The organism is Actinospica sp. (assembly GCF_035552695.1).
Taxonomy (GTDB): domain Bacteria; phylum Actinomycetota; class Actinomycetes; order Streptomycetales; family Catenulisporaceae; genus Actinospica.
This window is the reverse complement of the sequence record NZ_DASZKT010000071.1, coordinates 1-24,515: the sequence shown is the minus strand read 5'-3', so window position 1 is coordinate 24,515 and position 24,515 is coordinate 1. Positions and strand designations below refer to the sequence as shown.

25 protein-coding genes are annotated in these 24,515 nt (G+C 70.1%); 13 read left to right on the top strand and 12 right to left on the bottom strand.

Going from position 1 to position 24,515, the window contains the following annotated elements:
- Positions 1 to 85 precede the first annotated feature (85 nt).
- The 6 genes from VG296_RS09775 to alc are packed head-to-tail and all read left to right on the top strand — an operon-like array spanning position 86 to position 7,123.
- Positions 86 to 928 carry a hydroxypyruvate isomerase family protein gene (locus VG296_RS09775; protein WP_325565304.1) on the top strand — a complete coding sequence of 281 codons (843 nt, stop codon included), beginning with the start codon at positions 86 to 88 and terminating at the stop codon, positions 926 to 928.
- Positions 925 to 1,839, top strand: a complete 915-nt coding sequence (locus VG296_RS09770) for a 2-hydroxy-3-oxopropionate reductase (protein WP_349259510.1) — start codon at positions 925 to 927, stop codon at positions 1,837 to 1,839. Before VG296_RS09775 ends, VG296_RS09770 begins: the two co-directional genes overlap by 4 nt.
- A gap of 2 nt (positions 1,840 to 1,841) precedes the next feature.
- Complete coding sequence (gene gcl / locus VG296_RS09765; RefSeq protein WP_349259509.1) at positions 1,842 to 3,575, top strand: glyoxylate carboligase; 1,734 nt, start codon at positions 1,842 to 1,844, stop codon at positions 3,573 to 3,575.
- A gap of 1 nt (position 3,576) precedes the next feature.
- Positions 3,577 to 4,743: a glycerate kinase gene (locus tag VG296_RS09760; RefSeq protein WP_325565302.1), complete on the top strand. Its 1,167-nt coding sequence runs from the start codon at positions 3,577 to 3,579 to the stop codon at positions 4,741 to 4,743.
- Positions 4,740 to 6,080: an allantoinase AllB gene (gene allB, locus VG296_RS09755; protein WP_325565301.1), complete on the top strand. Its 1,341-nt coding sequence runs from the start codon at positions 4,740 to 4,742 to the stop codon at positions 6,078 to 6,080. The genes VG296_RS09760 and allB overlap by 4 nt, the downstream gene beginning before the upstream one ends.
- Positions 6,077 to 7,123, top strand: coding sequence for an allantoicase (alc, locus tag VG296_RS09750; RefSeq protein WP_325565300.1), 1,047 nt, complete (start codon positions 6,077 to 6,079; stop codon positions 7,121 to 7,123). Before allB ends, alc begins: the two co-directional genes overlap by 4 nt.
- A 51-nt stretch (positions 7,124 to 7,174) precedes the next feature.
- Here alc and VG296_RS09745 read toward each other — a convergent pair whose 3' ends face one another.
- The gene (locus VG296_RS09745; RefSeq protein ID WP_349259508.1) at positions 7,175 to 8,005 is read right to left on the bottom strand and encodes a PaaX family transcriptional regulator C-terminal domain-containing protein; all 831 of its coding nucleotides are present in this window, start codon (positions 8,003 to 8,005) and stop codon (positions 7,175 to 7,177) included.
- Between the two features lie 80 nt (positions 8,006 to 8,085).
- Positions 8,086 to 8,505: a RidA family protein gene (locus VG296_RS09740; protein ID WP_325565298.1), complete on the bottom strand. Its 420-nt coding sequence runs from the start codon at positions 8,503 to 8,505 to the stop codon at positions 8,086 to 8,088.
- 40 nt (positions 8,506 to 8,545) lie between these two features.
- Here VG296_RS09740 and VG296_RS09735 point away from each other — a divergent pair, with 40 nt between their 5' ends.
- The 5 genes from VG296_RS09735 to VG296_RS09715 are packed head-to-tail and all read left to right on the top strand — an operon-like array spanning position 8,546 to position 14,402.
- Positions 8,546 to 9,031: a cupin domain-containing protein gene (locus VG296_RS09735; RefSeq protein WP_325565297.1), complete on the top strand. Its 486-nt coding sequence runs from the start codon at positions 8,546 to 8,548 to the stop codon at positions 9,029 to 9,031.
- Complete coding sequence (locus VG296_RS09730; protein WP_325565296.1) at positions 9,028 to 9,915, top strand: acyl-CoA thioesterase; 888 nt, start codon at positions 9,028 to 9,030, stop codon at positions 9,913 to 9,915. Before VG296_RS09735 ends, VG296_RS09730 begins: the two co-directional genes overlap by 4 nt.
- 17 nt (positions 9,916 to 9,932) lie before the next feature.
- Entirely contained in the window at positions 9,933 to 11,573 is a 1,641-nt protein-coding gene (locus tag VG296_RS09725; RefSeq protein ID WP_325565295.1) for an AMP-binding protein, read from the top strand.
- Entirely contained in the window at positions 11,570 to 13,957 is a 2,388-nt protein-coding gene (locus VG296_RS09720) for a bifunctional salicylyl-CoA 5-hydroxylase/oxidoreductase (protein WP_325565294.1), read from the top strand. Before VG296_RS09725 ends, VG296_RS09720 begins: the two co-directional genes overlap by 4 nt.
- Positions 13,938 to 14,402: an acyl-CoA thioesterase gene (locus tag VG296_RS09715; RefSeq protein ID WP_325565293.1), complete on the top strand. Its 465-nt coding sequence runs from the start codon at positions 13,938 to 13,940 to the stop codon at positions 14,400 to 14,402. Before VG296_RS09720 ends, VG296_RS09715 begins: the two co-directional genes overlap by 20 nt.
- Here VG296_RS09715 and VG296_RS09710 read toward each other — a convergent pair.
- From VG296_RS09710 to VG296_RS09695, 4 genes are all read right to left on the bottom strand, one after another.
- Positions 14,386 to 14,973 carry an FAD-dependent oxidoreductase gene (locus VG296_RS09710; RefSeq protein ID WP_325565292.1) on the bottom strand — a complete coding sequence of 196 codons (588 nt, stop codon included), beginning with the start codon at positions 14,971 to 14,973 and terminating at the stop codon, positions 14,386 to 14,388. The genes VG296_RS09715 and VG296_RS09710 overlap by 17 nt on opposite strands.
- A gap of 6 nt (positions 14,974 to 14,979) precedes the next feature.
- Complete coding sequence (locus tag VG296_RS09705) at positions 14,980 to 15,534, bottom strand: NAD(P)-binding protein (RefSeq protein WP_325565291.1); 555 nt, start codon at positions 15,532 to 15,534, stop codon at positions 14,980 to 14,982.
- Positions 15,535 to 15,620: 86 nt separating this feature from the next.
- Positions 15,621 to 16,487 carry a TIGR03621 family F420-dependent LLM class oxidoreductase gene (locus tag VG296_RS09700; protein WP_325565290.1) on the bottom strand — a complete coding sequence of 289 codons (867 nt, stop codon included), beginning with the start codon at positions 16,485 to 16,487 and terminating at the stop codon, positions 15,621 to 15,623.
- On the bottom strand, positions 16,478 to 16,870 hold the full coding sequence (locus VG296_RS09695) for a DUF1707 domain-containing protein (protein ID WP_325565289.1): 393 nt from the start codon (positions 16,868 to 16,870) through the stop codon (positions 16,478 to 16,480). The genes VG296_RS09700 and VG296_RS09695 overlap by 10 nt, the downstream gene beginning before the upstream one ends.
- A gap of 98 nt (positions 16,871 to 16,968) precedes the next feature.
- On the opposite strand from VG296_RS09695, the gene VG296_RS09690 reads away from it, so the two are divergent.
- Positions 16,969 to 17,475 carry a MarR family winged helix-turn-helix transcriptional regulator gene (locus VG296_RS09690; RefSeq protein ID WP_325565288.1) on the top strand — a complete coding sequence of 169 codons (507 nt, stop codon included), beginning with the start codon at positions 16,969 to 16,971 and terminating at the stop codon, positions 17,473 to 17,475.
- 24 nt (positions 17,476 to 17,499) lie between these two features.
- Here VG296_RS09690 and VG296_RS09685 read toward each other — a convergent pair whose 3' ends face one another.
- The 4 genes from VG296_RS09685 to VG296_RS09670 form a co-directional block, all read right to left on the bottom strand.
- Positions 17,500 to 18,258 (bottom strand): GntR family transcriptional regulator, encoded by a 759-nt coding sequence (locus VG296_RS09685; protein WP_325565287.1) that lies wholly within the window; start codon positions 18,256 to 18,258, stop codon positions 17,500 to 17,502.
- Between the two features lie 13 nt (positions 18,259 to 18,271).
- Positions 18,272 to 19,420 (bottom strand): ROK family protein, encoded by a 1,149-nt coding sequence (locus VG296_RS09680; RefSeq protein WP_325565286.1) that lies wholly within the window; start codon positions 19,418 to 19,420, stop codon positions 18,272 to 18,274.
- Between the two features lie 160 nt (positions 19,421 to 19,580).
- Complete coding sequence (locus VG296_RS09675) at positions 19,581 to 20,492, bottom strand: SMP-30/gluconolactonase/LRE family protein (protein WP_325565285.1); 912 nt, start codon at positions 20,490 to 20,492, stop codon at positions 19,581 to 19,583.
- Positions 20,493 to 20,662: 170 nt separating this feature from the next.
- Positions 20,663 to 20,992 (bottom strand): hypothetical protein, encoded by a 330-nt coding sequence (locus tag VG296_RS09670; protein WP_325565284.1) that lies wholly within the window; start codon positions 20,990 to 20,992, stop codon positions 20,663 to 20,665.
- Positions 20,993 to 21,097: 105 nt separating this feature from the next.
- Here VG296_RS09670 and VG296_RS09665 point away from each other — a divergent pair, with 105 nt between their 5' ends.
- Complete coding sequence (locus tag VG296_RS09665; RefSeq protein WP_325565283.1) at positions 21,098 to 21,631, top strand: EF-hand domain-containing protein; 534 nt, start codon at positions 21,098 to 21,100, stop codon at positions 21,629 to 21,631.
- Here VG296_RS09665 and VG296_RS09660 read toward each other — a convergent pair.
- Positions 21,628 to 22,011, bottom strand: a complete 384-nt coding sequence (locus VG296_RS09660; RefSeq protein WP_325565282.1) for a hypothetical protein — start codon at positions 22,009 to 22,011, stop codon at positions 21,628 to 21,630. The genes VG296_RS09665 and VG296_RS09660 overlap by 4 nt on opposite strands.
- A 235-nt stretch (positions 22,012 to 22,246) precedes the next feature.
- A partial coding sequence (locus VG296_RS09655; RefSeq protein ID WP_325565281.1) for a discoidin domain-containing protein occupies positions 22,247 to 24,515 on the bottom strand: 2,269 nt, incomplete at its 5' end.

Genomic DNA, 24,515 nt, shown 5'->3' with positions numbered 1-24,515 from the left:
CTATCAGTTTCATTTATGAGCAACAGAATGGAGGAAGCGGTTCTCTCCTCACCCGGAGTGTTGGAGAGTCCACCGCAAACAACGAATGACCCTGCGCTACGACATTAACCTGTCGATCCTGTTCACCGAGCTCCCGCTGCTGGAGCGCCCGGCCGCGGCGGCGGCGGCGGGCTTCACGGCGGCCGAGTTCTGGTGGCCGTTCGGTACCGAGGCCCAGCCGGCCGGCTCCGCGGTGGACGAGTTCATCGCGGCCCTGGACGCGGCCGGAGTACGGCTCGTCGGCCTGAACCTCCTCGACGACCTGTCGGTCGGCTCGCGCGGTCTGGTCTCAGTGCCCGAACACGCCGGCCGGTTCCGCGACGCGATCCCGGTCGCCGTCGAGATCGGGCGGCGCACCGGCTGCCGGAACTTCAACGCCCTGTACGGCAACCGCATCGAGGGCGTGGACCCGGAGTTCCAGGACCAACTCGCGGTCGCGAACCTCGATGCCGCGACCAAGGCGGCCGCGATCATCGGCGGCACGGTGCTCATCGAGGCGCTGAACGCGATCGAGTCTCCGCTCTACCCGGTCACCTCGACGCGGGCCGCGCTCGACGTCATCGGGCGGACGGAGGAGGTCACCGGCGCGACGAACCTCGCGCTGCTGCTCGACCTCTACCACATGGCCCGGATGGGCGAGGACCTCGAGACCGTCATCGGCAAGCACGCCGGACGCGTGGGCCACGTGCAGATCGCCGACGTGCCCGATCGCGGCGCGCCCGGCACCGGCGGCCTCGACTACCGCGCGCTCTTCGCGGCGCTGGAGGCGGCGGACTACCGCGTCGAGGAAGGGCTCGGATCCATCGGGCTCGAATACAAGGCCACGAATGGAGTCAGCGCCGACTCGTTCGCCTGGCTGCCGGCCGAAGAACGCGGCTGGCGCAGCTGACCTGCAACTCCGAACCAGTTAGGCAATCAATGACTCAGAAGATCGGATTCATCGGACTCGGGATCATGGGCTCGCCCATGGCCGGCCACCTCGCCAAGGCAGGGTACGAAGTCGTCGGCTTCGACCTCGCCGAGCCCGGCCTGGCGAAGCTCGAGGCAGCCGGAGGACGCCGCGCCTCGTCGATCGCGGAGGCGGTCGAGGGCGCGCCGATCGTCATCACGATGCTCCCGGCCGACCCGCACGTCGAGGCCGTGGTGCTCGGCGAAGGCGGCGTGTTCGAGCACATCAAGCCGGGCACGCTGTTCATCGACTTCTCCAGCATCAAGCCCGGCACCTCGCAGAAGGTCGCCAAGGCGGGCGAGGCCAAGGGCGTGCGCGTCCTGGACGCCCCGGTCTCCGGCGGCGAGAAGGGCGCGATCGACGCCGTGCTGTCCATCATGGTCGGCGGCAACGCGGCGGACTTCGAGGCGGCGCGGCCGATCTTCGAGCTCGTCGGAAAGACGTGCGCGCTCTGCGGCCCGCACGGCGCCGGCCAGGCCGTGAAGGCGGCCAACCAGCTCGTCGTCGGCGGCACGTACGCGCTGGTGGCCGAGGCGATCGTGCTCATGGAGGCGCTCGGCGTGGACGCCAAGGCGGGCCTCGACATGCTGGCCGGCGGGCTCGCCGCCTCGCGGATCCTGGACCTCAAGCGCGACTCGATGCTGGCCCGCGACTTCAAGCCCGGATTCCGCATCGACCTGCACCACAAGGACATGGGCACCGTCCTCGACGCGGCCCGGCAGGCGGACGTCGCGCTGCCCATGAGCCTGCAGGTCGCGGCGCTCATCCAGGCCGCTCGGGCGCAGGGCCTCGGCGACCGGGACCACTCGGCGCTGCTCGCCGTCATCGAATCTCTGAATGGAAAGGCATGACCATGACCGCAAAGAAGATCCCCGTCATGTCGGCGGTCGTGGAGGTGCTCAAGTCTGAGGGCGTCGACACGGTCTTCGGCTGCCCCGGCGCCGCGATCCTCCCGCTGTACAAGGCCTTCGAGCAGGACGGCAGCTCGATCGAGCACCTGATCGTCCGGCACGAGGAGGGCGCGACGCACATGGCCGACGGCTGGGCGCGCACCACGGGCAACGTGGGCGTGGCCATCGGCACGTCGGGCCCGGCGGGCACGAACATGATCACGGGTCTCTACACGGCGATGGCCGACTCGATCCCGATCATCTGCATCACCGGCCAGGCCGCCTCCAACAAGCTGCACCAGGAGGCGTTCCAGGCCGTCGACATCGTGGAGATCGCGCGGCCGGTGACCAAGTGGGCCGTGCAGGTGAAGGAGGCGGCGCAGGCGCCGTGGATCTTCCGCGAGGCCTTCCGGATCGCGCGCAGCGGACGGCCGGGTCCGGTGCTGATCGACCTGCCGATCGACGTGCAGCGTCAGGAGATCGTGTGGGACGCCTCGATCGACGCGCCGCTGCCGCTGGCCAAGGTCGAGCCGCAGCTGCCGCGCGTGGAGCGCGCGCTGGACCTGCTGCTGGCGGCCGAGCGTCCGCTGCTGCTGTCCGGCGGCGGTGTGATCATCGGCGAGGCGCACGAGGAGCTGGTGGAGCTCGCCGAGTACCTGAACATCCCCGTGCAGGTCACGCTGATGGGCAAGGGTTCGATCGACGAGTCGCACCCGCTGTTCGCGGGCATGACCGGGATCCAGACCTCGCAGCGCTACGGGAACGCCTCGTTCCTCGAATCAGACCTCGTGCTCGCGCTCGGCGCCCGCTTCGGCGACCGGCACACCGGCGACCTCGACACGTACCGCGGCACGCGCAAGTTCATCCACGTGGACATCGAGCCGACGCAGCTCGGCAGGGTCTTCGAGCCCGATCTCGGCATCGTCTCGGACACGAGGCTGTTCCTGCGGGCCCTGCTCGACGCGGCGAAGCGTCGCGGCACACGGCGTGCGCCCGGAGCGTGGACCACCCGAGTCGCCGAGCTCCGCAGCACGCTGACGCGCCGGGACGACTTCGACGACGTGCCGATCAAGGCGCCGCGCGTCTACCGGGAGATCAACGCGGCCTTCGGTCCGGACACGTACTTCGTGACCGCGATCGGCCTCTACCAGATCTGGGGCGGCCAGTTCCAGCGCGGCGGCCACCCGCGCCGCTACCAGGTGTGCGGCCAGGCCGGCCCGCTCGGCTGGGAGATCCCGGCGGCGATCGGCGTCAAGAAGGCCCTCAAGTCCGCGGACCCGGACGCCGAGGTCGTCGGCGTGGTGGGCGACTACGGCTTCCAGTTCCTGGTCGAGGAGCTGGCCGTGGCCGCGCAGTACAACATCCCGTTCGTGCTGATCATGCTGAACAACGAGTATCTGGGCCTGATCCGGCAGGCGGAGATCGGCTACGACATGAACTACGAGGTCGACATCCACTACGACGCGTTCGGCTCGGACAACGTCAAGATCATGGAGGCGTACGGCTGCCAGGGCCGCCGCGTCTACGAGCCCGGTGACATCGCCGACGCGATCGAATGGGCGCGCAAGGAGGCCGCGGCGAGCTCGCGGCCGGTGCTCGTGGAGATCATGATCGAGCGGGAGGCGAACACCGCGCACGGGATCCGGATCGACGCCGTCAAGGAGTTCGAGCCGCTCCCGGAGCCCGCGGAGGCCTGAGGTGCTCGCCTCGATCGAATCGTCCGCGGGCCGGGTCATCCTGGCCCCGGACAAGTTCAAGGGCTCGCTGTCCGCGGCCGAGGCGGCGAGTCGGCTCGCCGCCGGGCTGCGGCGGGCGGTGCCCGGAATCGCCGTCGCCACGGTGCCGGTGGCCGACGGCGGGGAGGGCACCGTGGACGCGGTCGTCTCGGCGGCCGGATTCCGTCGGCTCCGCGCGCTGGTCGGCGGGCCGACGGGCCGGGCGGTCGCCGCGAGCTTCGCCGTGCGCGGCGATACCGCGGTGATCGAGTCGGCGCAGGCCTGCGGCCTGTGGCGGCTGCCGGGCGGCGAGCCTGCTCCGCTGACGGCGACGTCTTACGGCGTGGGCGAGTTGATCGGCGCCGCGCTGGACGCCGGATGCACGCGGATCGTGCTCGGCCTCGGCGGCAGCGCGTGCACCGACGGCGGCGCGGGTCTTGTCCGGGCCCTCGGCGCGCAACTGACGGATGCGAATGCCAAGCCCTTGCCCTCTGGCGGCGCCGTGCTGACCGGCATCTCCGGCCTCGATATCACCGACCTTTCGCTGCGCCTCAAGGGGATCGACGTCACCGTGGCCTGCGACGTCGACAACCCCTTGCTCGGCGCCAACGGAGCCGCGGCGGTCTACGGCCCGCAGAAGGGCGCGTCCGAGGACGACGTGCAGGTGCTCGATGCCGCGCTCGCCGCCTGGTCGGCGGCCGTGGCACGGGAGATCGGGACCGAGGAGTTCGCGACGTATCCCGGTGCGGGCGCGGCGGGCGGCATGGGCTTCGCCGCTCTGGCGCTGCTGGGTGCGCGGCTGCGGCCGGGCATCGAGCTGATGCTGGAGCTCGCCGGTTTCGAGGAGCGGGCGCGCGGCAGCCGGCTCGTGATCACCGGCGAGGGTTCGCTGGACGCCCAGAGCCTGCGCGGCAAGGCGCCCGCGGGCGTGGCACGTGCGGCGAGCGCGCTGGGCGTGCCGGTGGTCGCGGTATCAGGCATCTGTGACCTCGGTCCCGAGCAGCTCAGCGAGGCCGGTTTCACGGCCGCGTACCGGCTGACAGACATCGAAGACGACGTGGACCGGTGCATCGCGCACGCCGGTCCGCTCCTCGAACTGCTCGCGGAGCGCATAGGCCGCGCACACCTGGCGAATGGAGGACGGTCATGACCGTGGACCTGGTATTTCGCTCGCGGCGCACGGTGCTCCCGGACGGCGAGCGTGCGGCCGCGGTGGCAGTCCGGGACGGGGTGATCAGAGCGGTCGCCGCGTACGACGCACCGCTCTCCGCAGCGCGAGACCTCGACCTCGGCGGCCTCGCCCTGCTGCCCGGACTCGTCGACACGCACGTGCACGTGAACGAGCCGGGCCGCACGGAGTGGGAGGGCTTCGCGTCCGCGACCCGCGCGGCCGCGCTCGGCGGCGTCACCACGCTGATCGACATGCCGCTCAACTCGCTGCCGCCGACGCTCGACCCCGACGCGCTCGAGGTCAAGCGCAAGAGCGCGCGCGGCCAGTGCTTCGTCGACGTCGGCTTCTGGGGCGGTGCGGTACCTGGGAACGCGCAGCAACTGGCCCCGTTGCACGAGCAGGGCGTGTTCGGCTTCAAGTGCTTCCTCGCCGACTCGGGTGTGCCGGAGTTCCCGCCGGTCAGCCGCACGGAGATGGAGGAGGCGCTGCGCATCGTCGCGGTGCTCGACAGCCTGCTGATCGTGCACGCCGAGGACGCCGAGACGCTGGAGCACGCGCCCGGCGCCGACGGTCGCACGCGGTACGCCGACTTCCTCGCGTCGCGCCCGCCGGAGGCCGAGACCACCGCCATCGCCGCCGTCATCGAAGCCGCGCGTCGCACCGGCGGCCGCGCCCACATCCTGCACCTGGCCTCAGCCTCCGCGCTTCCGCTGATCGCGCGGGCGAAGGCCGAGGGCGTCAGGGTTTCGGCCGAGACCTGCCCGCATTATCTGACGTTCGCCGCGGAGGCCATCCGCGACGGAGCCACGGACCACAAGTGCTGCCCGCCGATCCGCGGCGCCGAGGATCGCGAGCGGCTTTGGGCGGCGCTCGGCGAGGGGCTGATCGACTGCGTCGTCTCGGACCATTCGCCGTGCACGGCGGACCTGAAGCGCCAGGACACCGGCGATTTCGGCGCCGCATGGGGCGGGATCGCGTCGCTGCAGCTGGGCCTTTCCGCGGTGTGGACGGCGGCGGCGGAACGAGGCTTCACGTTGCGCGACGTCGTCGAATGGATGTCGCGGGCGACAGCGGATCTCGTCGGCCTGCGCACGAAGGGCCGCATCTCCGTGGGCTGCGATGCCGACTTCGTGGTCTTCGATCCCGACGCCCGCACGACCGTCGACGCCGCGCACCTCGCGCACAAGAACCCTGTCACGCCGTACGACGGGCTCGTCCTGCGCGGCGCCGTGCGGACCACGTACCTCGCCGGAGCGCCGGTCGACCTCGACGCGCCCGCCGCCGGACGACTTCTCACCAAGGAGACGGAACGATGACGGATTATTCAGCAGACCTCGACCTCGCCTCACGCGCCCTAGGCGGCGCGGTCGTCTGGGCGAACGACGAGTTCTTCGGCATGAGGGAGAACCTGGTAACGCCCGCGCCGCCGACGTTCAGCCCGCACACCTTCGACCTCAAGGGCCAGGTCGTCGACGGCTGGGAGACCCGGCGCCGCCGGCCGGGCGCGCCGAACGTGGAGGGCAGGCCGTACGACTCGGCGATCATCCGCCTCGGCGCCCCCGGCCTGATCCGCGGCGTCACCGTGGACACGTCGTTCTTCGTCGGGAACTACCCGCCCGCATGCTCGATCGAGGCCGCGGATGTGCCGGGCTACCCGAACCCGCGGGAGCTCCTAGCCGCCGATTGGGTGACGATCGTCCCCGAGAGCAAGCTCAACGGCGACACGCAGAACCACTTCGAACTCGTAGACGGCGGGCTGCGCCGCAAGCGGTTCACGCACGTTCGCCTCAACAACATCCCCGACGGCGGCATCGCCCGCCTGCGCGTGTACGGCGAGGTGCTGCCCGATCCCGAGTTCACCGTCGGCGTGCAATGCGACCTCGCCGCGGCCCGCAACGGCGGCCTGGTCACCGCGAGCAGCGACGCGTTCTTCTCCCCCGCCACCGCGGCCCTGATGCCCGGCGAGTCCCGCGTCATGGGCGACGGCTGGGAGACCGCCCGCCGCCGCGACAGCGGCAACGACTGGATCGAGGTGCGGCTCATCGGCGAGGGCGAGGCCCGCGTCATCGAGATCGACACCGCGAACTACAAGGGCAACGCCCCCGACCGGATCCGCCTCCGCGGCCGCGCAGGCGACAGTGGCGGCAACGGCGACAGCGAGTGGTTCGACCTCATCGCCGAGACCCGCGTGCAGCCCGACACCCTGCACCGCTTCCGTTTCGACTCCACCCGCCCCGCGACCCACCTGCGCCTGGACACCTACCCCGACGGCGGCGTAGCCCGCTTCCGCGTCCACGGCGTCCTGACCGCCCGAGGCGCCGCGGAAGTGCGGGCCCGCTGGACCGCCGCGGACGAATGAGGGCACCGTTGTCGATGGTTCGATGGTGCTCCGAGCCGCAGACCGAACCGGTCACCCGCCGGCGTGGATGACGTTCATGGCGTGCTCGCGGGCGGGGCCGCTGAGGGCGTGGTTCAGGTCGTCGAAGAGGACTCGGGCGGTCTCGCCGCTCCAGCCGGGTGGGAGTAGGCGCAGCGGCAGGCCCGGGTCGCGGTACGGGAGTCGGCGCCATTGGGTCAGCATCGGGATATAGGTGCGGTACGCGTCGAGCGGGGGCGTGCCGTGCGTCGCCACGCGTTCCAGCAGCGGGCGGTGTTGGCGGAGGAAGTCGGCGTAGAGGCCGGTGAGCTCGTCCAGGTCCCACCAGGCGCGCACCTTCGAGCGCAGCTCGCCGAAGGCGAAGTGCTGTCCGGTGAATATTTCTACGTACCCTGACAGGCCGCGTCGTTCGAGGGTGCGGCGGGTCTCGGCGGCGAGGGTCGCGGGGGCGATCCAGATTCCGGGGGCCGCGGTGCCGAATCCGAGGTGGGTCAACGTCGCGCGCAGCTCGTGCCGCTTTTCGCGCTCGGATTCGGGCACGGAGAAGACGACCAGCAGCCAGCCGTCCTCGATGTCGGCGCGGGCGTGCTCGAAGATGCGGGTGTCGCCCTCCGCGAGCAGTTCGAGGGTCGTCGGCCCGAGCGTGTAGCCCGCCGCCTTGCCGTGCCGCTCGGGGCTCAGCACGCCGCGCCGCTTGAGGCGGGACACCGCGGAGCGCACCGCGCGGTCGTCGAGTCCGAGGTCTGACATGAGGCGGATGAGCGCGGCCACCGAGAGCCAGTTGTCCTCGCTGCGCGCGTAGAGGGCGAACAGGGTCAGGATCAGCGGTCCCAGACGCGAGGACGGCTGCTGGTCCGCCGCGATCGGCCCCGGCGCGGCTCCCGTCTCCGTCTCCGTCGCGCTTTCCGTCTCCGCCGTCCTCTCCGTCGTCACGGTCGCCAACCCTACTGGCCGGGGACGCGCAGCCGGTCCTCGGGGATCTCGGCCACGCCCAGGATCTCGATCATCGCCTCGGGCTGCCAGAGGGCCGTGCAGCCGATCCCCGCCATGGCCGGATACACCGGTCCGGCCAGCTCCCGCCAGACCCGGCCGATCTCCTTGCCGTGGGCCTGGTAGTCCGGGATGTCGGTCAGGTAGATGGTGATGCCGACCAGGTCCTCCGGCTCGCCGCCGGCCTCGCGCAGGGTGGTGAGCACGTTGCCGAAGGCCTGCCGGAACTGCTCGACGATGCCGCCGGGCACGATCTTCATCTCGGCGTCGAGCGCCGTCTGGCCGCCGAGGTACAGCGTGGTGCCGCTGAGCGTGCCGTGCGAGTAGCCACTGGGGGTGGGCAGGGACGCGGGATTCACCGGGATGGCGGTCATGTGTATTGACTTTACCTGACGGTCGTGAAAAATACGAGATATGGAACCCGACTTCAGCAAGTACCGCCTGGAGGGCGACAACTCGATGTACCGGCTGCCCGGCGGCCCGGTCGCGCCGGTCGTCACCCGGGCCGGCGCCGAGCACGGGAACACGGCGGACTCCGGCGGCGCGGTGCGGGTGTCGGGCGTGAGCATCCAGCACACCCCCGCTCGCCGGCTCTGGTACGGCAAGGTCAGCAACGAGCCCGGCTACCGCTCCGTGTCGCATCACCACGGCGAGGCCGAGACCGGCGGGTACGTGCTCTCCGGCCGCGCCCGCATCTACTTCGGCCGGAAGTTCGAGGACTACCTCGACATGGCGGAGGGCGACTGGGTCTTCGTCCCGCCGTTCATGCCGCACGTCGAGTGCAACCTCTCCCGGAACAAGCCGCTCGTCTGGCTGACCACCCGCACGCCGGAGAACATCGTGGTCAACCTGCCCGACGTCCCCGACGCCGAACTGCGCGACTGGACGGACCGCGCGTGACCTCGGAGATCTTCACCGCCGCGGTCACGCTCAAGGCCGTCGAGGCCGAGCACTTCGACCTCGCGTTCAGCGGGGTCACGCAGCCGTGCCCGTGGCCCAAGGCGTACGGCGGCGACCTCGTCGCGCAGGCCGCGGCCGCGGCGCTGCGCTCGGTCACCGACGGCAAGACCCTGCATTCGATGCACAGCTACTTCATGCGCCCGGCCGAGATCGGCGCCGAGGTGCGCTACGAGGTGGAGATCCTGCGCGACGGACGCGGCTACAGCACCCGGCAGGTGCGCGGCTACCAGAACGGCAAAGCGGTGTACGTCTGCCTGGCCAACTTCGCCGCGGGCGAGGAGGGCGCGTCGTACGCCGCCGACCTCACCGAGGCCGTTCCCGGCCCCGAGGGCCTGCCGAGCTCCGCGGATTATCTTGACGGGCGTCACGGTGGCACGATGACCGAGGTGTCCAAGGCCTACTGGTCCGGCGGACGCGGCTTCGACATGCGACACGTGCCCGGCCCGGTCTACCTCGAGGTCGAGGGAGGGCGGGATGCGCCGCAAGCTGTGTGGATCAAGCCCTTTGATCCGCTGCGGCCGGTCGCCGGGCTCAGCGATGCTCAGCGTGACCAGGCCGCGCTCGCGTACGTGTGCGACTACACGATCCTCGAACCCGTACTCCGCGTGCTCGGCCTGGCCTGGGCCGATCCGGGACTGGTCACCGCCAGCCTCGACCACGCGATGTGGTTCCACCGGCCGGTGCGCCTCGACGACTGGCTGCTCTACGTCCAGGTCCCTGCCAGTGCCGAGAACGGGCGCGGCCTGGGCACCGGACGCTTCTTCACGCGCGACGGCCGGCACGTGGCCACCGTCGCGCAGGAGGGCGTGATCCGCCCCGCTTGAGAAGGGTACAAACGCTGATGCACCTCTCACCCTCCGCCCACATGGACTCGTTCACCCGCGATCACCTGCCACCCGAGCAGGAGTGGCCGACGATCGAATTCACCACTCCGGAACTGCATTATCCGGACCGGCTCAACGCCGGCACCGAACTGATCGACGTGCCCACCGCGGCTTTCGGCGCCGACCGCACGGCGCTGCGCACCCCGGACGGCGAGGCGTGGAGCTACGGCCGGCTGCGCACACGTGCCAACCAGGTCGCCCAGGTACTCACCGAGGATCTCGGCCTGGTGCCAGGCCAACGCGTGATACTGCGCTCGCCGAACAACCCGTGGACGGTCGCCGCGTGGCTCGGCGTGCTCAAGGCGGGCGGCGTCGTGGTCACGACCATGGTGGCGCTGCGCGCACGCGAACTTGCCCCGATCGTCGAGCGGACTCGGCCCACGATCGCGCTTGTGGATCATAGATTCGCCGGTGACCTGAAAGACGCGGCGCCCTCCTTGCAGATCATTGAGTACGGCGGCACCGGGCCGGATGATCTGGTCGCCCGCGCGGCCAAGAAGTCGGGCGAGTTCGCCGACGTGCCGACCGCCGCTGACGACGTGGCTCTGCTCGGCCCGACGTCCGGCAGCACCGGCGTCCCGAAGATCACCATGCACTTTCACCGCGACCTGCTGTCGATCGACAACACCTTCGGCCTGCACACCCTGCGTCTGCGACCGGACGACGTGGTCGCCTGTACCGCCCCGCTGGCCTTCACCTTCGGCCTCGGCATGCTGCTCGTCTTCCCACTGCGGGCCGGTGCCTGCTCGCTGCTGATCGAGTCGTGCACGCCCGAACAGCTTGCGCAGCACGTATCAGACCTCGGCATTACCGCTCTCGCCACCGCCCCGACCGCGTACCGGGCGATCGTGCGCGCGGGCCGCGATCGACTGCTGTCGGGTCTCCGCGTCGCCGTATCAGCGGGCGAACACATTACGGAGGACGTCTGGCGCGCGCTGCGCGACGACCTCGGCCTGTCAGTGATCGACGGCATCGGTGCCACGGAACTGCTGCACATCTTCATCTCCGCGGCCGGGGACGAGATCCGGCCCGGCGCCACCGGCAAGCCGCTGCCCGGCTACCGCGCCGTCATCCTCGGCCCGGACGACGGCGAACTCGGTCCCGACGAACCCGGGCGGCTCGGCGTGATCGGCCCGGTCGGCTGCCGATACCTGGACGACCCGCGGCAGAAGGACTACGTCGTCAACGGATGGAACGTCACCGGCGACATCTTCCACCGGGACGAAGCCGGCTACTTCCACTATCACGCCCGCGGCGACGACATGATCGTCTCCTCCGGCTACAACATCGGCGGTCCCGAGGTCGAGGCCGCCGTCGAGACCCATCCCGACGTCCTGGAATGCGCCGTCGTTCCCCGCCCCGACCTCGAACGCGGCTCGGTGGTGTGCGCCTTCGTCGTCCTCCGGCCGGGCGTGACGGACGGCCCGGACAAGGCCAAGGAACTGCAGGACCACGTCAAGCAGACCCTCGCCCCCTACAAGTATCCGCGCGACGTCCGCTTCGTCACGCACCTGCCGCGCAACGCGAGCGGGAAGCTGCAGCGTTTCGCGCTGCGCCGGATCGTCGAGGACGAGCACGAGAAGAGGAACCATCCGTGAAGATCGCGATCATCGGCGGCGGCCCCGGCGGCCTGTATCTCGCCGCGCTGCTCAAGCAGCTCTCCCCCGGCCACGAACTGACCGTCTGGGAGCGCAACGCGCCGGACGACACGTTCGGCTTCGGCGTGGTCTTCTCGGACGAGACGCTCGGCGGCATCGAGAACGCCGACACCGAGTTCGCCGGGACCATGGCGCGGCGGTTCGCGCGCTGGACGGACATCGACATCCACTACCGAGGCGAGCAGCACACGATCGGCGGCCAGGGTTTCGCCGCCATGGGTCGCAAGGATCTGCTGCACCTGCTCCAGGAGCGCTGCCGCGACCTCGGTGTGCGGCTGCTGTTTCGCACGATCGCGCCGGATCTCGAGGAGCTGCGTGCCACGCACGACCTCGTCGTCGCGGCCGATGGCGTCAATTCACTGACCCGGGCCGCGCACGCCGAGGTGTTCCGGCCCAGCCTGGACCGCCGGAGCAACAAGTACATGTGGCTCGGCACCGACCGGGTGTTCGAGGCCTTCCAGTTCTTCATCAAGCAGACGCCGTGGGGCACGATGCAGGTCCACGGCTATCCCTACTCGGATCAGGGCTCGACGTTCATCGTCGAAATGCACGAAGACGTCTGGCACGCGGCCGGATTCGACGCCACCGCCGACGCGCAGCTGCCTCCGGGCGCGTCCGACGAGCAGGCCGTCGCGCGGCTGCGCGAGCTGTTCGCGGAGGAGCTCGACGGCCACAAGCTGCAGGCCAACAACTCGAAGTGGCTGAGCTTCACGACCGTGCGCAACGAGCGTTGGCACGACGGGAACCTCGTGCTGCTGGGCGACGCCGCGCACACCGCGCACTTCTCCATCGGCTCGGGCACCAAGCTCGCGATGGAGGACGCGCTGGCTCTCGCGGCCTGTCTGCACGAACACGACGGGCTCGAGGCCGCGCTCGACGCGTACGAGACCGAGCGTCGCCAGGTCGTCGAATCCACCCAGCGTGCCGCGCAGGCGTCGCTCGAATGGTTCGAGAACATCGGCATGTACGCTCACCAGGACCCGACCCAGTTCTGTTTCAACCTGCTGACACGATCGCGACGCATCACGTACGCGAATCTGCGCACGCGTGACCCGGAGTTCGCCGATCGGGTGGACGCAGCGTTCGCGAACTCGCAGGGTCTTGAGAACGTGGCGCCGGCGATGTTCCAGCCGTTCCGGATCGGCGCACTGGAGTTGAAGAACCGCGTCATCGTGTCGCCGATGGACATGTATTCGGCGGTCGACGGTGTGCCCGGCGACTTCCACCTCGTGCACCTGGGCTCGAAGGCGATGGGCGGCGCCGGGCTGGTGATGACGGAGATGGTCTGCGTCTCGGCGGAGGGCCGGATCACACCCGGTTGCGGCGGCCTGTGGACGGACGAGCAGCGCGATGCCTGGGCGCGGATCGTCGAGTTCGTACACGCTCAGAGCTCGGCCCGAATCGGTTTGCAGCTCGGCCACTCCGGCCGCAAGGGCTCGACGTGTCTCATGTGGGAGGGCATGGACGATCCGCTGCCCGAGGGCGGCAACTGGCCGTTGATCGCTCCGTCGCCGGTGCCCTACGGACCGGACGCGGCGACGCCGCGCGAGATCACCCGCGCCGAGATGGACCAGGTCATCGCCGATTTCGTCGCCGCGGCGCGGCGCGGCGCCCAGGCGGAGTTCGACCTGCTCGAACTGCACTGCGCGCACGGATATCTGCTGTCTTCCTTCCTCTCACCGCTTTCCAATCAGCGCACTGACGAGTTCGGCGGCGAGTTGGCGAACCGGCTGCGCTTCCCGCTCGAGGTCTTCGACGCCGTACGCGCGGCGTGGCCCGCCGAACGCCCGATGCTCGTGCGCATCTCCGCGACCGACTGGCTCCCGGACGGGAACACGGAGCACGACGCGGTCGAGATCGCCCGCGCCTTCATCGCGCACGGCGCCGACGCGATCGACGTGTCCTCCGGCCAGGTCTCGAAGGAGGAGAAGCCCGCGTTCGGCCGGTCGTACCAGACCCCGTTCGCCGACCGGATCCGGCACGAGGTCGCCACCGCTACCGGCACCGCCGTCATCGCCGTGGGCGCGATCGCCTCGTACGACGACGTGAACTCGATCCTGCTCGCCGGGCGCGCCGACCTGTGCGCCCTGGGCCGTACGCACCTCTACGACCCGCACTGGACGCTGCACGCGGCGGCCGAGCAGGAGTACCGCGGCGCGGCGGCGCAGTGGCCGCTGCCCTACCAGGCGGGCCGGCGCAAGCCGCCGACCGCCCGTACCGACGCCGTGCGCCCGCGGCTCGAACTGCTGCGGCCGGAGAGTCAGGATGCGTACAAGACCCAACACCTGCGCTGGAGGCCCACTCATGAGCACGCAGCAGCCTGAGACGGCGGCGGCGGACACTGTGAACGACGATGGCCCGGTCGTGGCCCGCGCCGTCCACCGCGGCCGCGTGGAGTGGATGGACACCGACGCCGCCGGCCACCATCACCACACCTCCATCACCCGATTCGTCGAGGCCGCGGAGGCGACGATGATGCGCGAGCGCGGCGTATCAGGGTACTTCGGGGCCTCGCCGCGCGTGAAGTACGAGGTCGAATTCTCCTCGCGGCTCTGGTTCGGCCAGGAGGTGACGACCACGCTCGTCCTCGAACGCATCGGCACCTCGTCGTTCACGTTCCGCTTCGAGGTCTGGGGCGAGCAGCACGAGGAGCATCCGCGCGCGCCGGCCGCGCACGGCCGCTTCGTCGCGGTGTACGTTCCGCGCGGCGGCGACCGGAGCGAGCCGTGGCCGGAGGACTGGCGCAGACGGCTCAGCTCGGAGAGCTGAACATCATCTCGGCGTTGCGGAGTGAGAGGTCGATGCTGTCGAAGCCGCGAGGCAGCATCACGCGCTCGTAGGCAGCGATCGCGTCGATGAGCGGCTTCTCGCCGTGCGCGGCGGACAGCAGTTCGCGGGCCAGCGTCGCAGCGTCCTGAAGCGCGGTGCCGGCGCCGATCCCGCCGGTGGGCGGCATGGTGTGCACGGCGTCCCCGAGCAGGGTCACCGGGCCCGTCTGCCACGCCTCGACGCGCTCGCCGGCCCGAACCGTGATCGGGAAGAACGAGTCGGCGTCGGCGCTCTGGAGCAGCCCCTTGAGCACCGGGTGCCATTTGCCGGTGGCCTCGACGGTGAGCTGCCACAGTTCGCGCGGCGTGAGGGCGAACAGGCGCTCGTCCGGCACGCCGAGCCGCTGCCTCGTGGCGACGAGCGCGGTCATCAGGTAGTCGGCGTCCTGCGGGTGTTCGCGGAACCGCATGGGCGCGAATCCGATGCCGCAGCCGTTCTCGTCGGCGACCCAGCAGAAGCCGCGGTCGAAGTCGTTCGGGATGAGGGACTCGGTGGCCGCGGTGATCGGCATCCGGCCCTACACGCACCGAAGCCCGAGATCCCGTACGGTGGCATCGGGCAGCAGCCCGCGGCGTACCGCGGAACCGATGCCGTCCGCGCCGACGAGCACGTCGCCCTCGTCGCTGCCGCCTTCCGCGAACAGAACCCGGACCCGGCCGGCGTCGGTCATCTGATAATCCGTCACGGTTCGGTCGAGGTGCACGTCCTCGCCCAGCTCGGCCAGCAGGGCATTGCGGAACGCGCGGCGATCGACGTGCGTGATCTCGTCCGTCGAGTCGCTCGGGAAGGTCTGCGCCATCACCTGCTGCAGTTGGTCGGTGTACGCGGCCAGCAGGTCGTTGGGCACTCCGCTGGTCCGGCGCACGAGGTCGAGCACGTGCGCGGGCAGGCACTCGCGCAGCGCGGCATCGCCGTCCGCGTCGAGGTGGATGCGGTAGCCCTGTGCCCGGCTCTCGGGCTCGGCCACCTTCTCGAAGACGGCCACGTCCAGGCCGCCGCGCCGCAGCGCGTGGGCGAGCGCGAGCCCGCCGATGCCGCCACCGGCGATGAGTATGCGCGGCCGCTCCGACATGTCCGTACCTCCGTTTGACAGCACCGCCCCGTGCGGCGTACCTCCATAGTCAAACGAGAGACTGATTCTGTCAAGAATTATTTTGATTAGCCGAGGAGCTCGATGACCGGGGCGAACTGCTCGGCGAACATCGCATTCACCGACACGTACGACACGCCTGTGCGGTCTCGGCGGCGCAGCAGCGTGTCGGCCATCTCCCTCGGGGTGCCGCGCAACGCCGTGATCGAGCCGACGCGGAACAGCTCCTTCGGATCGGCGCCGAACCAGGACGCGGCGTGCGGCGGCGCGTCCTCGCCGACCAGCGCGATGTTCACGTTGAGCTCGAGCCCGTCGAACTTCTCCCCCGCGATCGCCCGCAGTTCGCGCACCTTCGCGTCGAGGTCGTCCTCCGTGCTGAGCGGCGGCAGGCCGAGGGCGACCGAGTCGGCGTGCCGCGCCGCGAGGGCGAGCATGCGAGGGCCGGATCCCGCCACGAGGATCGGCGGATGCGGGCGCTGGACTCCGCGCACGGCGTCGTGCTGGGCGGCCGGGTCCTCACCGGAGTACCGCGCGCGTACTGCGGCGAGTGTCGCCTCCATCTGGGCGATGCGCTCGCCGGCCCGACCGAACGGCAGGCCGAGCCGTGCCGCGTCACGTTCCGAGTCGGGACGGCCGGCGCCGACGCCGAGTTCGAACCGGCCATCGCTCAGTACGTCCAGACTGGCCGTCTCCCAGGCGACCGCGGCCGGAGCGCGCAGCGGTGACGCGAGCACGTACGTACCCAGGCGCAACGTGCCGGTGGCGACAGCGGCGGCGGACAGCGCGGCGAAGGGAGCGAGCGTGCCCGTCGTGTCCGGGCAGAGCAGCGTAGAGAATCCGAGTTCTTCGACGCGCCGCGCGGTCGCGCTCCACTCCCCTCCGCCGCGCGCGAACGCCGCCACCGCGCCGAATCGGAACTTGCGGCTCAGGTCCATGGCCGTACCTCTCGGTTCCAGCGCCGACGTCGGCGGCTGAGGATGAATATCAGCGGGATGAGCGGGAACGGCGGCAAGCCGTGCAGCACGGCCACCACCGCGAGCGCGAGCAGCACCGCGAGGAGCACGGGCACCGGCGGCAACGGCGGGCGCACCCGCCTCGGACGCTCGGGAGCGGCTGCCCGTTCTCGCGGCAGGTCGGCGAAGAGGCCTCGCAGCTGGTCGCGGGTGACGGCCACGAGTGCGGCATCGGCGCGTCGGTCGAATTCGGGCTGGTCGAGCCTGCCGTCCGCGTAGTGCGCGGCGAGCGTACGCAGGGCGTCGTCGCGCTCCGCGTCCGAGGCGCGCACCCGCGTCGCAGGCTCCTCGGAATATCGTTCCATGTCGAGTACTATACCTCTATCGGAACAATATCGCCGGGAAACGGTCCTGGGATAATCCTGTGAGTCGCCCGCCGCCCGAACGAGGAGAATCAGTCGTCATGACGCCACCCGCTCCGCGCCCTCCCGTCGTCGCCGTCGGCGAGCTGCCGCCGAGCGTGGCGTTCCTGCTGTCCAGGCTGGGTTATGAGGTCAGCCGGGAGTTGGGCGAAGCGCTTGCCGAGCTCGACCTGGAGCACCGCGAGTTCGGGCTGCTGCGCCTGCTGGCGGACAAGGAGGGCCATTCGCAGCGTGCGCTCGGGGCGATGCTGCAGATCCCGCCGAACCGCATGGTGACGCTGGTCGACGGGCTGGAGAAGAAGGGCTTCGTCGAGCGCCGTACGCATCCGGACGACCGGCGCGCTTATGCCCTGGCCCTCACCGAGGACGGCAACGCGGCACTAGGACGGGCGTTCCAGGCGGCGTTCGGTGTCGAGGCGCGTACGTGCGAGCCGTTGGACGCGGCCGAGCGCGAGCAACTGCTGACACTCCTGCGCAAGATCGCGGAGGCCGGGATCGAGCGCGGCGGCACTCCGCCCGGGATGCACCCGGGCATGGTGGAACGCTGATACGTGCGATTCAGCGGCGGTGGTTCAGTGGAACGCGGCGCCGCTGGTCGCAGGGGTCTGGGGGCGGGTGATGTGCGCGACGAACGAGTAGCGGTCGCCGCGGTACCACGTGCGCACCCACTCGACCGGCTCGCCGTCGGCCGTGTGGCTGTGCTGACTCACCAGCAGCATCGGCGTGCCGATGTCGGTGCCGAGCAGGGCCGCTTCGCGCGGCGCGGCGGGCGCGGTCTCGATCGTCTCGACCGCGTGCGCGACGCTGACACCGAACTTCTCCCGCAGCGCCTCGTACAGGGAACCCGTCCTCGCGACCGCGGCCTCGAGCCCCGGGAAGCGGTGCGCTGAGACGTACACGCACTCCACGGCCATGGGCGCGTCGTTCACGGATCGCAGCAGTTCCATGGACAGGATTCGGGCGCCCGGCCGCACGTTGAGGCGCTCGGCGAGTTCGTCCGTCGCGGGAAGATACTGCGCGCCGAGGAAGGACGTGTGCGCGTTCAAGCCCTCGGACTCGGCGTGCTCGGTGAAGCCGGAGACCATGAGCGGCCAGGCGAGCTTGGGTTCGGCGACGTACGTGCCCGAACCCTGCCGGCGCACCAGCCGCCCCTCGGCGACCAGTTCGGTCACGGCCTTGCGCACGGTCGTGCGCGACGTGCTGCACTCGACCGCGAGGTCGCGCTCCGGCGGGATGGAAACGCCCGGCCGCAGCTGCGCGATCCGCTCGACGATGTGGTCCTTGACCTTGAGATACCGCGGCTCGCGCAGATCCTTTACCAGAGTCTCCATGTCTCTCCCCTGTTCACGATTCGATCATGGACCACAGCAGGCCGAGTTCCTTGTGCGCGGCCAGGGCTGCGGCGCCGAGCAGGGTGCCGTTCCAGCCGAGCCGCGAGTAGTCGACGGTGAGATGTCCGCCCAGGTAAGGCTCGTAGTCGGCGAGAGCGCCGCGGACGTGCGAGAGCAGCCCGGGTCCCAGCGTGCACACCGGACCGCAGATGACCGCGCGGCGTACGTCGATGAGCTCGTAGACCAGCTCGAGCAGCGCGGCGATGTTGCGTCCCGCGCGCTCGGCCGCCGCGTCGTCGATGTGTCCGACGGGCTGCTCGCCGCGCGGCGTCAGCTGCAGCGACTGGTGCTTGCCCGTCAGGACGCTGATGCGCGCGGCGGCCTCGATGCAGCCGGTGCGTCCGCACTCGCAGCGCAGCTGGTGCGTACGCAGGTTCAGGTGGCCCACTTCACCGGCGCCGAAGCTCTCGCCCTGGAAGAGCGCGCCGGACAGGATCAGGCCGGCGCCCACACCGTCGCCCAGATAGAGCGCGATCAGGGTCGGCGACTTCTCCTCGTCGAGCGCCGCCTCGGCCAGCGCGCACGCGTCGCTGTCGTTGATCAGGTGCACCGGGTAGCCGAGCCGTTCGCCGAGCCAGCCGCCGAGGTCGTAGTCGTTGCGGCCGAGCAGCACCGAGCGCGCGACCACGCCTCGGTGGTCGACGATCCCGGGTACCGCGACGCCGACGGCGAGCACGGTGCGGCCGAGGCTCTCGGCCATCTTCTGCACCGCCGGGACCAAGGCTTCGATCATCGTCCGCGGGTCGCCGACCTCGTCGTGCTGCTCGATGATCTGTCCGCGCAGCGACACCGCCGCGATCCGGAACCCGTCGCGGATCAGCTGCACGCCGAGCACGGCGAACAGCCGCTCGTCGAGGTCCAGGAGTGTCGGCGGCTTCCCGCCGACGGAGGGGCCGAGCCCGACCTCTCGCACGAGGCCCTGCTCCAGCAGCTCCGCGACCAGCCCGGACACGGTCGCCGTGTTCAGTCCGGCCAGCCGCACCAGGTCCGCACGGGAGATGCGTCCGCGCCCCTCGCTGATGCGCTGGAGCAGCAGCCGCCGGTTGACGGCCCGCACATCGGCCGGGGTGGCCTTTCCGGTGGTGCGCAGTGATTCCATCATCCGTCTTCGGTCGTCGGGTGGCCGCGAGGCTTTCCTTGGAAAGTAGCGTTAGCCTCCAACGGAAGTCAATGGTCTCGACCAATTGGCGCAAAGGCGCCGCGAGGCCGGCCCGGACGAGCAGGGCGTCCTGGCCCGGGCTCGCGGTCTGATTCAGCCTGATTCAGCCTCCGTTCGGGGCGCCTGCCGGGGCGGGGGCGAGGGCCGGGAAGGTGTAGATGTAGCCGCCGCCGGGGCCGGAGGCGGTGACGAAGGCGCGGCGGGTGCCGGGCTCGATCGCGACGTGGGTCACGTTCGGGACGTCGCCGGGGATGACGACGCGGCCGATCTGGATGCCGGAGGGATCGAACTCGAGGACCTCGCCGGCGCCGTAGACGGCCATGTAGATGTTGCCGCGGCCGTCGACGGTGAGCGAGTCGGTGTAGGCGTTCGCGCCGAGGCTGAGGTAGGACGCGGTGTGCAGGGTGACTGTCGTCGTCGAGGAGGCGGGCGACGAGAGCTGGTGGGCGACGTGGTCGAGCGTGCCGGAGAGGTCTTCGTCGATCCACACGGCGGTCTGATCGGGCGTCAGCACGATGCCGTTCGGGTGCGACAGACCGGTGAGCACGGGCACGGCCGATCCGTCGGCTCCGCGCACCACGATGCGGCCGGTGGGCGAGGTGGGTGTGCCCTGGTAGTCGGCGACGTACATGTCGCCGGACGTGTCGATCGTCATATCATCCGGCACGAACGCCGAACCGCCCACGCTGGTCAACACGTCCGCGATCTCGCCCGTGGCGGGGTCGTAGCGGACCACGCGTCCGCCGCCGTTGACCCCGTTCTCGAGATCACACAGGTACATCGTGCCGTCCGGGCCGAAGCCGATGCAGTTGAGCATGCTGTTGGGATCCGAGTAGAGCCCGCTGACCTTACGAGTGCCCAGGTCAAGGCTCATCAGCTTCGGCTTCGGCTTCTGAGCCGTGGTGTCGACGAAGTAGAAGTGGCCGTGGCTGTCGAACGCCGCCCCTTCGAGGCTCGTGCCGAAGACCCCCGGATCGGGCGTGGCGACGGTCGCGAACCATTCGGCCGTGACCACGTGCGATACCGGCGCCGAGCCGGAGCCCGACGCCGCCTGTCCTACCCCGACCCACAACGCCCCGACCGCAAGCCCGGTGACCGCTACGACCAACCATTTTGCGCGCAATGAGAGAACCATTCCGCAAGGATTCCATCTCGGGGTTCTTCTGCGATCTACAGGAGCGATCTTCAGGCGAAGTGTCGGACTGCCGCCGTGGGCTCGCCGAGCATGGGGCTGTCGGGCCAGGCGTCGATGGTGTTGAAGAAGAAGGGGAGTTCGACGCAGTGCGCTGCGCCGAGGTGCAAGGGGTCGTCGGCCGGGACGTAGTCGAACTGGTAGACGTACGTCTCGTACCCGGCGGCGGCCTGGTGGTCGGCGATGGCGAGGGTGCCGTACGCCGCCGCCTGGTCGGCGGGCTGTACGCCTTTCTGGCCAAGACGGTCGGCGCGACCGAGGACATTCGCAACCTCGAGGTGACGCGGATCCTCAGTGCGGTCAAGCGGACCGGCCGCGTGCACCGCTCACCCGATCGTGCGGTTTGACCGCCCGGCACGAGACGCGCGGGAGCCGGTTTGCTGTCATGACGGTGAACCGGGGACGGCGAGTCGAGAGGGTGGCGGATCATGGCGAGCGCATTTCAGCGGCGCAAGGTCGTCGGCGTGTTCGACGCGATGGACCCGGAGGGCCGGGGATTCCTCGTCGAGGGCGACTTCGCGAACCTGGCCGCGCGGTGGACGACGCTGCGCGGCCTCCAGCCGGAATCGGCTCAGTACACGCAATTGCGCGACATCATGCTGGGTTGGTGGGAGTCGTTGAGCGCGGTCGCACTCGATCCCCGGCAGGTGCACCTCGACGACGTGATGGCGGTCGTCGACGTGCTGCCGAGCATGTCCGACGCGGTCACCGCAACCGCCGACGCCATGTTCGCGGCCATCGACGAGAACGGCGACGGCCTCATCTCCGGCGCCGAGTACCGCCAGCTCCTCGAGGCGTGGAACGGCCGCCCGTCCGACACCGACGAGGTCTTCGCCCTGCTCGATCTCGACGCGGACGGCTTCATCCCGCGCGGCGAGTTCCGGCTGCTCTGGTACCAGTTCTGGGCGGGCAACGACCCGCACGCCCCGGGCACCTGGGTGTTCGGCCGCTTCGAGGGCTAGGCCGTCGGATTCGTCGGACGCTTCTTCGAGGGCCCGCCGCCGAAGCTCGGAATGTCGCCGCCGCCCCACGCCAGCACGAGAATCAGCGCGATGATGATCGCGGCGGCGCCGAGCACCAGTGCGCCGCACACCGCCGCGAGCGGCACGGCCAGCAGCAGCGTGACGCGGCTCTTGGCGTAGGGCCGCGCGAGCAGCACGCTGCCGATCGCGAACACGATCGCGCCCGCGGCCAGGATCGCGATGCCCGCCTTCGCGTGCAGTGATTCGTGCCAGGCCAGGCGCACGGTGGCGACGGTCAGCAGGCCGCCGATGTCCTCGTGCTTCGCCTTCGTGATGACGTACCCGAGCGGCCCGCCGATGCCGACGAGCTGCAACGCCAATCCGCCGCTGATCCAGCGCCCGCGGTGCGCGACGGGCCGCACCGATGCTGTCGCCGCAACTGATGACGTCTGTGTATTTGTCTCGCCCCCGAATGACATGCGGGTCACGGTACATCAAACGCCGCGAACGCGAAGCGCCGCGGCCGGAGACCGACCGCGGCGCTCTGCGTACATGTGCTTTCAATCCGTGCTTTGAATCACTGCCTTAACTCAGCACTTTGAATCCTTGCCTTGCTCAGCCGGTGGTGCCGACCACCTGCAGTTCGGAGACCTGAGCGCCGTTCTGCACGCTGTTGGCCGTGAAGCTGAGCCTGACGTACTGGTCGCTCGTTCCGCTCGGCAGCGTGATGGACACCGAGTTGCCCGTGGACGGGTTGAAGGTGTAGGTCGCCGAGGCCGCGAGCGTTGTCCAGGTGCTGTTGTCGGTGCTGCCGAGAACGGACAGCGTCTGCGTCCTGGTCTGCCAGGCGCTGGACGGCGGCAGGTCGACGACGAGCGAGCTGAGCGAGTCCACCGCGCCCAGGTTCGCGGTCAGGGTGGCCGGCCAGGAGCCGTTCGCGCTCTCCCAGTAGGTGCTGGTGTTGCCGTCGTCCGCGTTGGCCGCCGCGTAGTTCTGCGTGGTGCTGCTCGCGGTGATCGGCGCGTTCAGCGCCAGGTTGCCCGGGGTCGTGCCGCCTCCGCCGTTGTTGCCGGAGGTGGCTCCCGGGAAGATCTGGAACTCGGAGATCTGAGCCGCGGTCCAGCCGGTGTTGCCGGTGAACGACAGCTCAAGGTACTGATCCGTCGTGCCGGACGGCAGGTTGAAGCTGACCGTGTTGCCGGTGGACGGGTTGAAGGTGTACCCGGCCGAGGGGACCAGCGTGGTCCACGAGCTGCCGTTGGTCGAGCCGAGCACGGAGAAGGTCTCGGTGCGCGTCGACCAGGCCGAGGACGGCGGCAGGTCCAGCGTGGCCGAGCCGAGCCCGTAGGACTGGCCGAGGTTCGCGGTCAGCGTCTGCGGATAGGCCGACCCGTCCAGGCTCTCCCAGTAGGTACCGGTGTTGCCGTCGTTCGCGTTCGTCGCCGGGAAGCCGGAGGCGCTGCTGCTCGCGGTCAGCGTGCCGGACGCCGCGAGGTTCGTGGTCGAGCCGATGCCGCTGCCGCTGAGGCCGACGGTGGTCGGGCTGTTGTTGGCGTTGCTGGTCACGGTGAGCGTTCCGGTGCGGCTGCCGGCGGCCGTCGGCGTGAACGTGACGGTCGCGGTGCACGAGGCGTTGACCGCGAGCGTGCCGCAGTTGTTCGTCTGGGTGAAGTCACCGCTGACGGAGACCCCGGAGACGGTCGCCGAGGCGGTGCCCGTGTTGGTCACGGTCACCGACTTGCTCGCCGCCGAGGAACCGACGACCGTGCCGTCGAAGGACAGCGCGCCCGGGTTGGTGCTCAGGACCGGGCCGGGAGCGGTACCGGTGCCCGAGAGGCCCACCGTGTCGGTGACGCCGCCCGCGGTGACGGTCAGCGAGCCGGTGCGGTTGCCGCTGGCGGTCGGTGTGAAGGTGACGCTCGCCGAACAACTGCCGTTCGCCGCGATCGACGATCCGCAGTTGTTCGTCTCGGCGAAGTCACCGCTGGCGGTGATCGAGGAGACCGAGGCGGCCGAGCTGGTCGGGTTGCTGATCGACACGGTCTGCGCGGCGCTGGTCTGGCCGGTCACTTCCGAGCCGAAGTTCAGCGCGCTGGGACTGGCCTGCACGCCGGACGCCGGGTATCCCGGGAAGACCGGGGTCGGATTGTCGCTGACGCACTGGGTCGGGGTGATCCCGGAGTTGCCGCCGTTGTCGGTGATGGTGAATCCGGAACCCTCACAGCTGTAGCTGGGGGCGTTGCCGAGGCCGGCTTGGCCGACGCCGGTCGCGGTCACGTTCGTGGCCGAGGCGGTGCCGCCGGTCTGCTCCTGCAGGGCGAACGTGCCGGTGCCCTGGATGCTCACGCCGTTGAGGTTGACGCCGTTGACCGTGCCTTCGACCCATTGGATCGCCTCATACGGGCTCTGCTCGATCAGCGTGTTGCTGACGTTGATCGGTCCTGCGATCGTGCCCTGGCTGCCGTCGAACCAGAGCGCGCCGACGCCGAACTGCCAGTTCGGGTCGAGCGATCCGTCACGGATCAGGGTGTTGTTCGAGATCGTGTACAGGCCGACCGGGGTGGAGCTGAAGCGCTGGCCGACCTGGATCCCGCCGCCCTGGGTGATGCCGGTGTCCACGACGCGGTTGCCGGAGATGGTGTTGTTGTTGCCGCCGTAGCCCGCGATGCCGTTGGCCAACTGCTGCAACTGCACGGTGTTATTCGAGATGGTGTCCTGGGAGTCGGCGCCGATGCCGGAGTCGGCCCAGAGGGCGATGCCGTCGTCGCCGGTGTTGCGGATGTCGTTGTTGGTGATGGTGGAGCTGGTGACGCCGCCGTGGAGGTTGATGCCGTCGGCGGTGGTGTCGCGGATGCGCATGCCGCTGAAGGTCAGGTTGGTCATC

What these genes read in the sequence shown, in the direction of transcription:
- VG296_RS09715 (WP_325565293.1), top strand. Translation starts at nt 13,938, where the DNA reads ATGAGCACGCAGCAGCCTGAGACGGCGGCGGCGGACACTGTGAACGAC.
- VG296_RS09725 (WP_325565295.1), top strand. Translation starts at nt 9,933, where the DNA reads ATGCACCTCTCACCCTCCGCCCACATGGACTCGTTCACCCGCGATCAC.
- gcl (WP_349259509.1), top strand. Translation starts at nt 1,842, where the DNA reads ATGACCGCAAAGAAGATCCCCGTCATGTCGGCGGTCGTGGAGGTGCTC.
- VG296_RS09710 (WP_325565292.1), bottom strand. Translation starts at nt 14,973, where the DNA reads ATGCCGATCACCGCGGCCACCGAGTCCCTCATCCCGAACGACTTCGAC.
- VG296_RS09705 (WP_325565291.1), bottom strand. Translation starts at nt 15,534, where the DNA reads ATGTCGGAGCGGCCGCGCATACTCATCGCCGGTGGCGGCATCGGCGGG.
- allB (WP_325565301.1), top strand. Translation starts at nt 4,740, where the DNA reads ATGACCGTGGACCTGGTATTTCGCTCGCGGCGCACGGTGCTCCCGGAC.
- VG296_RS09735 (WP_325565297.1), top strand. Translation starts at nt 8,546, where the DNA reads ATGGAACCCGACTTCAGCAAGTACCGCCTGGAGGGCGACAACTCGATG.
- VG296_RS09740 (WP_325565298.1), bottom strand. Translation starts at nt 8,505, where the DNA reads ATGACCGCCATCCCGGTGAATCCCGCGTCCCTGCCCACCCCCAGTGGC.
- VG296_RS09680 (WP_325565286.1), bottom strand. Translation starts at nt 19,420, where the DNA reads ATGATGGAATCACTGCGCACCACCGGAAAGGCCACCCCGGCCGATGTG.
- VG296_RS09690 (WP_325565288.1), top strand. Translation starts at nt 16,969, where the DNA reads ATGACGCCACCCGCTCCGCGCCCTCCCGTCGTCGCCGTCGGCGAGCTG.
- VG296_RS09685 (WP_325565287.1), bottom strand. Translation starts at nt 18,258, where the DNA reads ATGGAGACTCTGGTAAAGGATCTGCGCGAGCCGCGGTATCTCAAGGTC.
- VG296_RS09700 (WP_325565290.1), bottom strand. Translation starts at nt 16,487, where the DNA reads ATGGACCTGAGCCGCAAGTTCCGATTCGGCGCGGTGGCGGCGTTCGCG.
- VG296_RS09695 (WP_325565289.1), bottom strand. Translation starts at nt 16,870, where the DNA reads ATGGAACGATATTCCGAGGAGCCTGCGACGCGGGTGCGCGCCTCGGAC.
- VG296_RS09775 (WP_325565304.1), top strand. Translation starts at nt 86, where the DNA reads ATGACCCTGCGCTACGACATTAACCTGTCGATCCTGTTCACCGAGCTC.
- alc (WP_325565300.1), top strand. Translation starts at nt 6,077, where the DNA reads ATGACGGATTATTCAGCAGACCTCGACCTCGCCTCACGCGCCCTAGGC.
- VG296_RS09665 (WP_325565283.1), top strand. Translation starts at nt 21,098, where the DNA reads ATGGCGAGCGCATTTCAGCGGCGCAAGGTCGTCGGCGTGTTCGACGCG.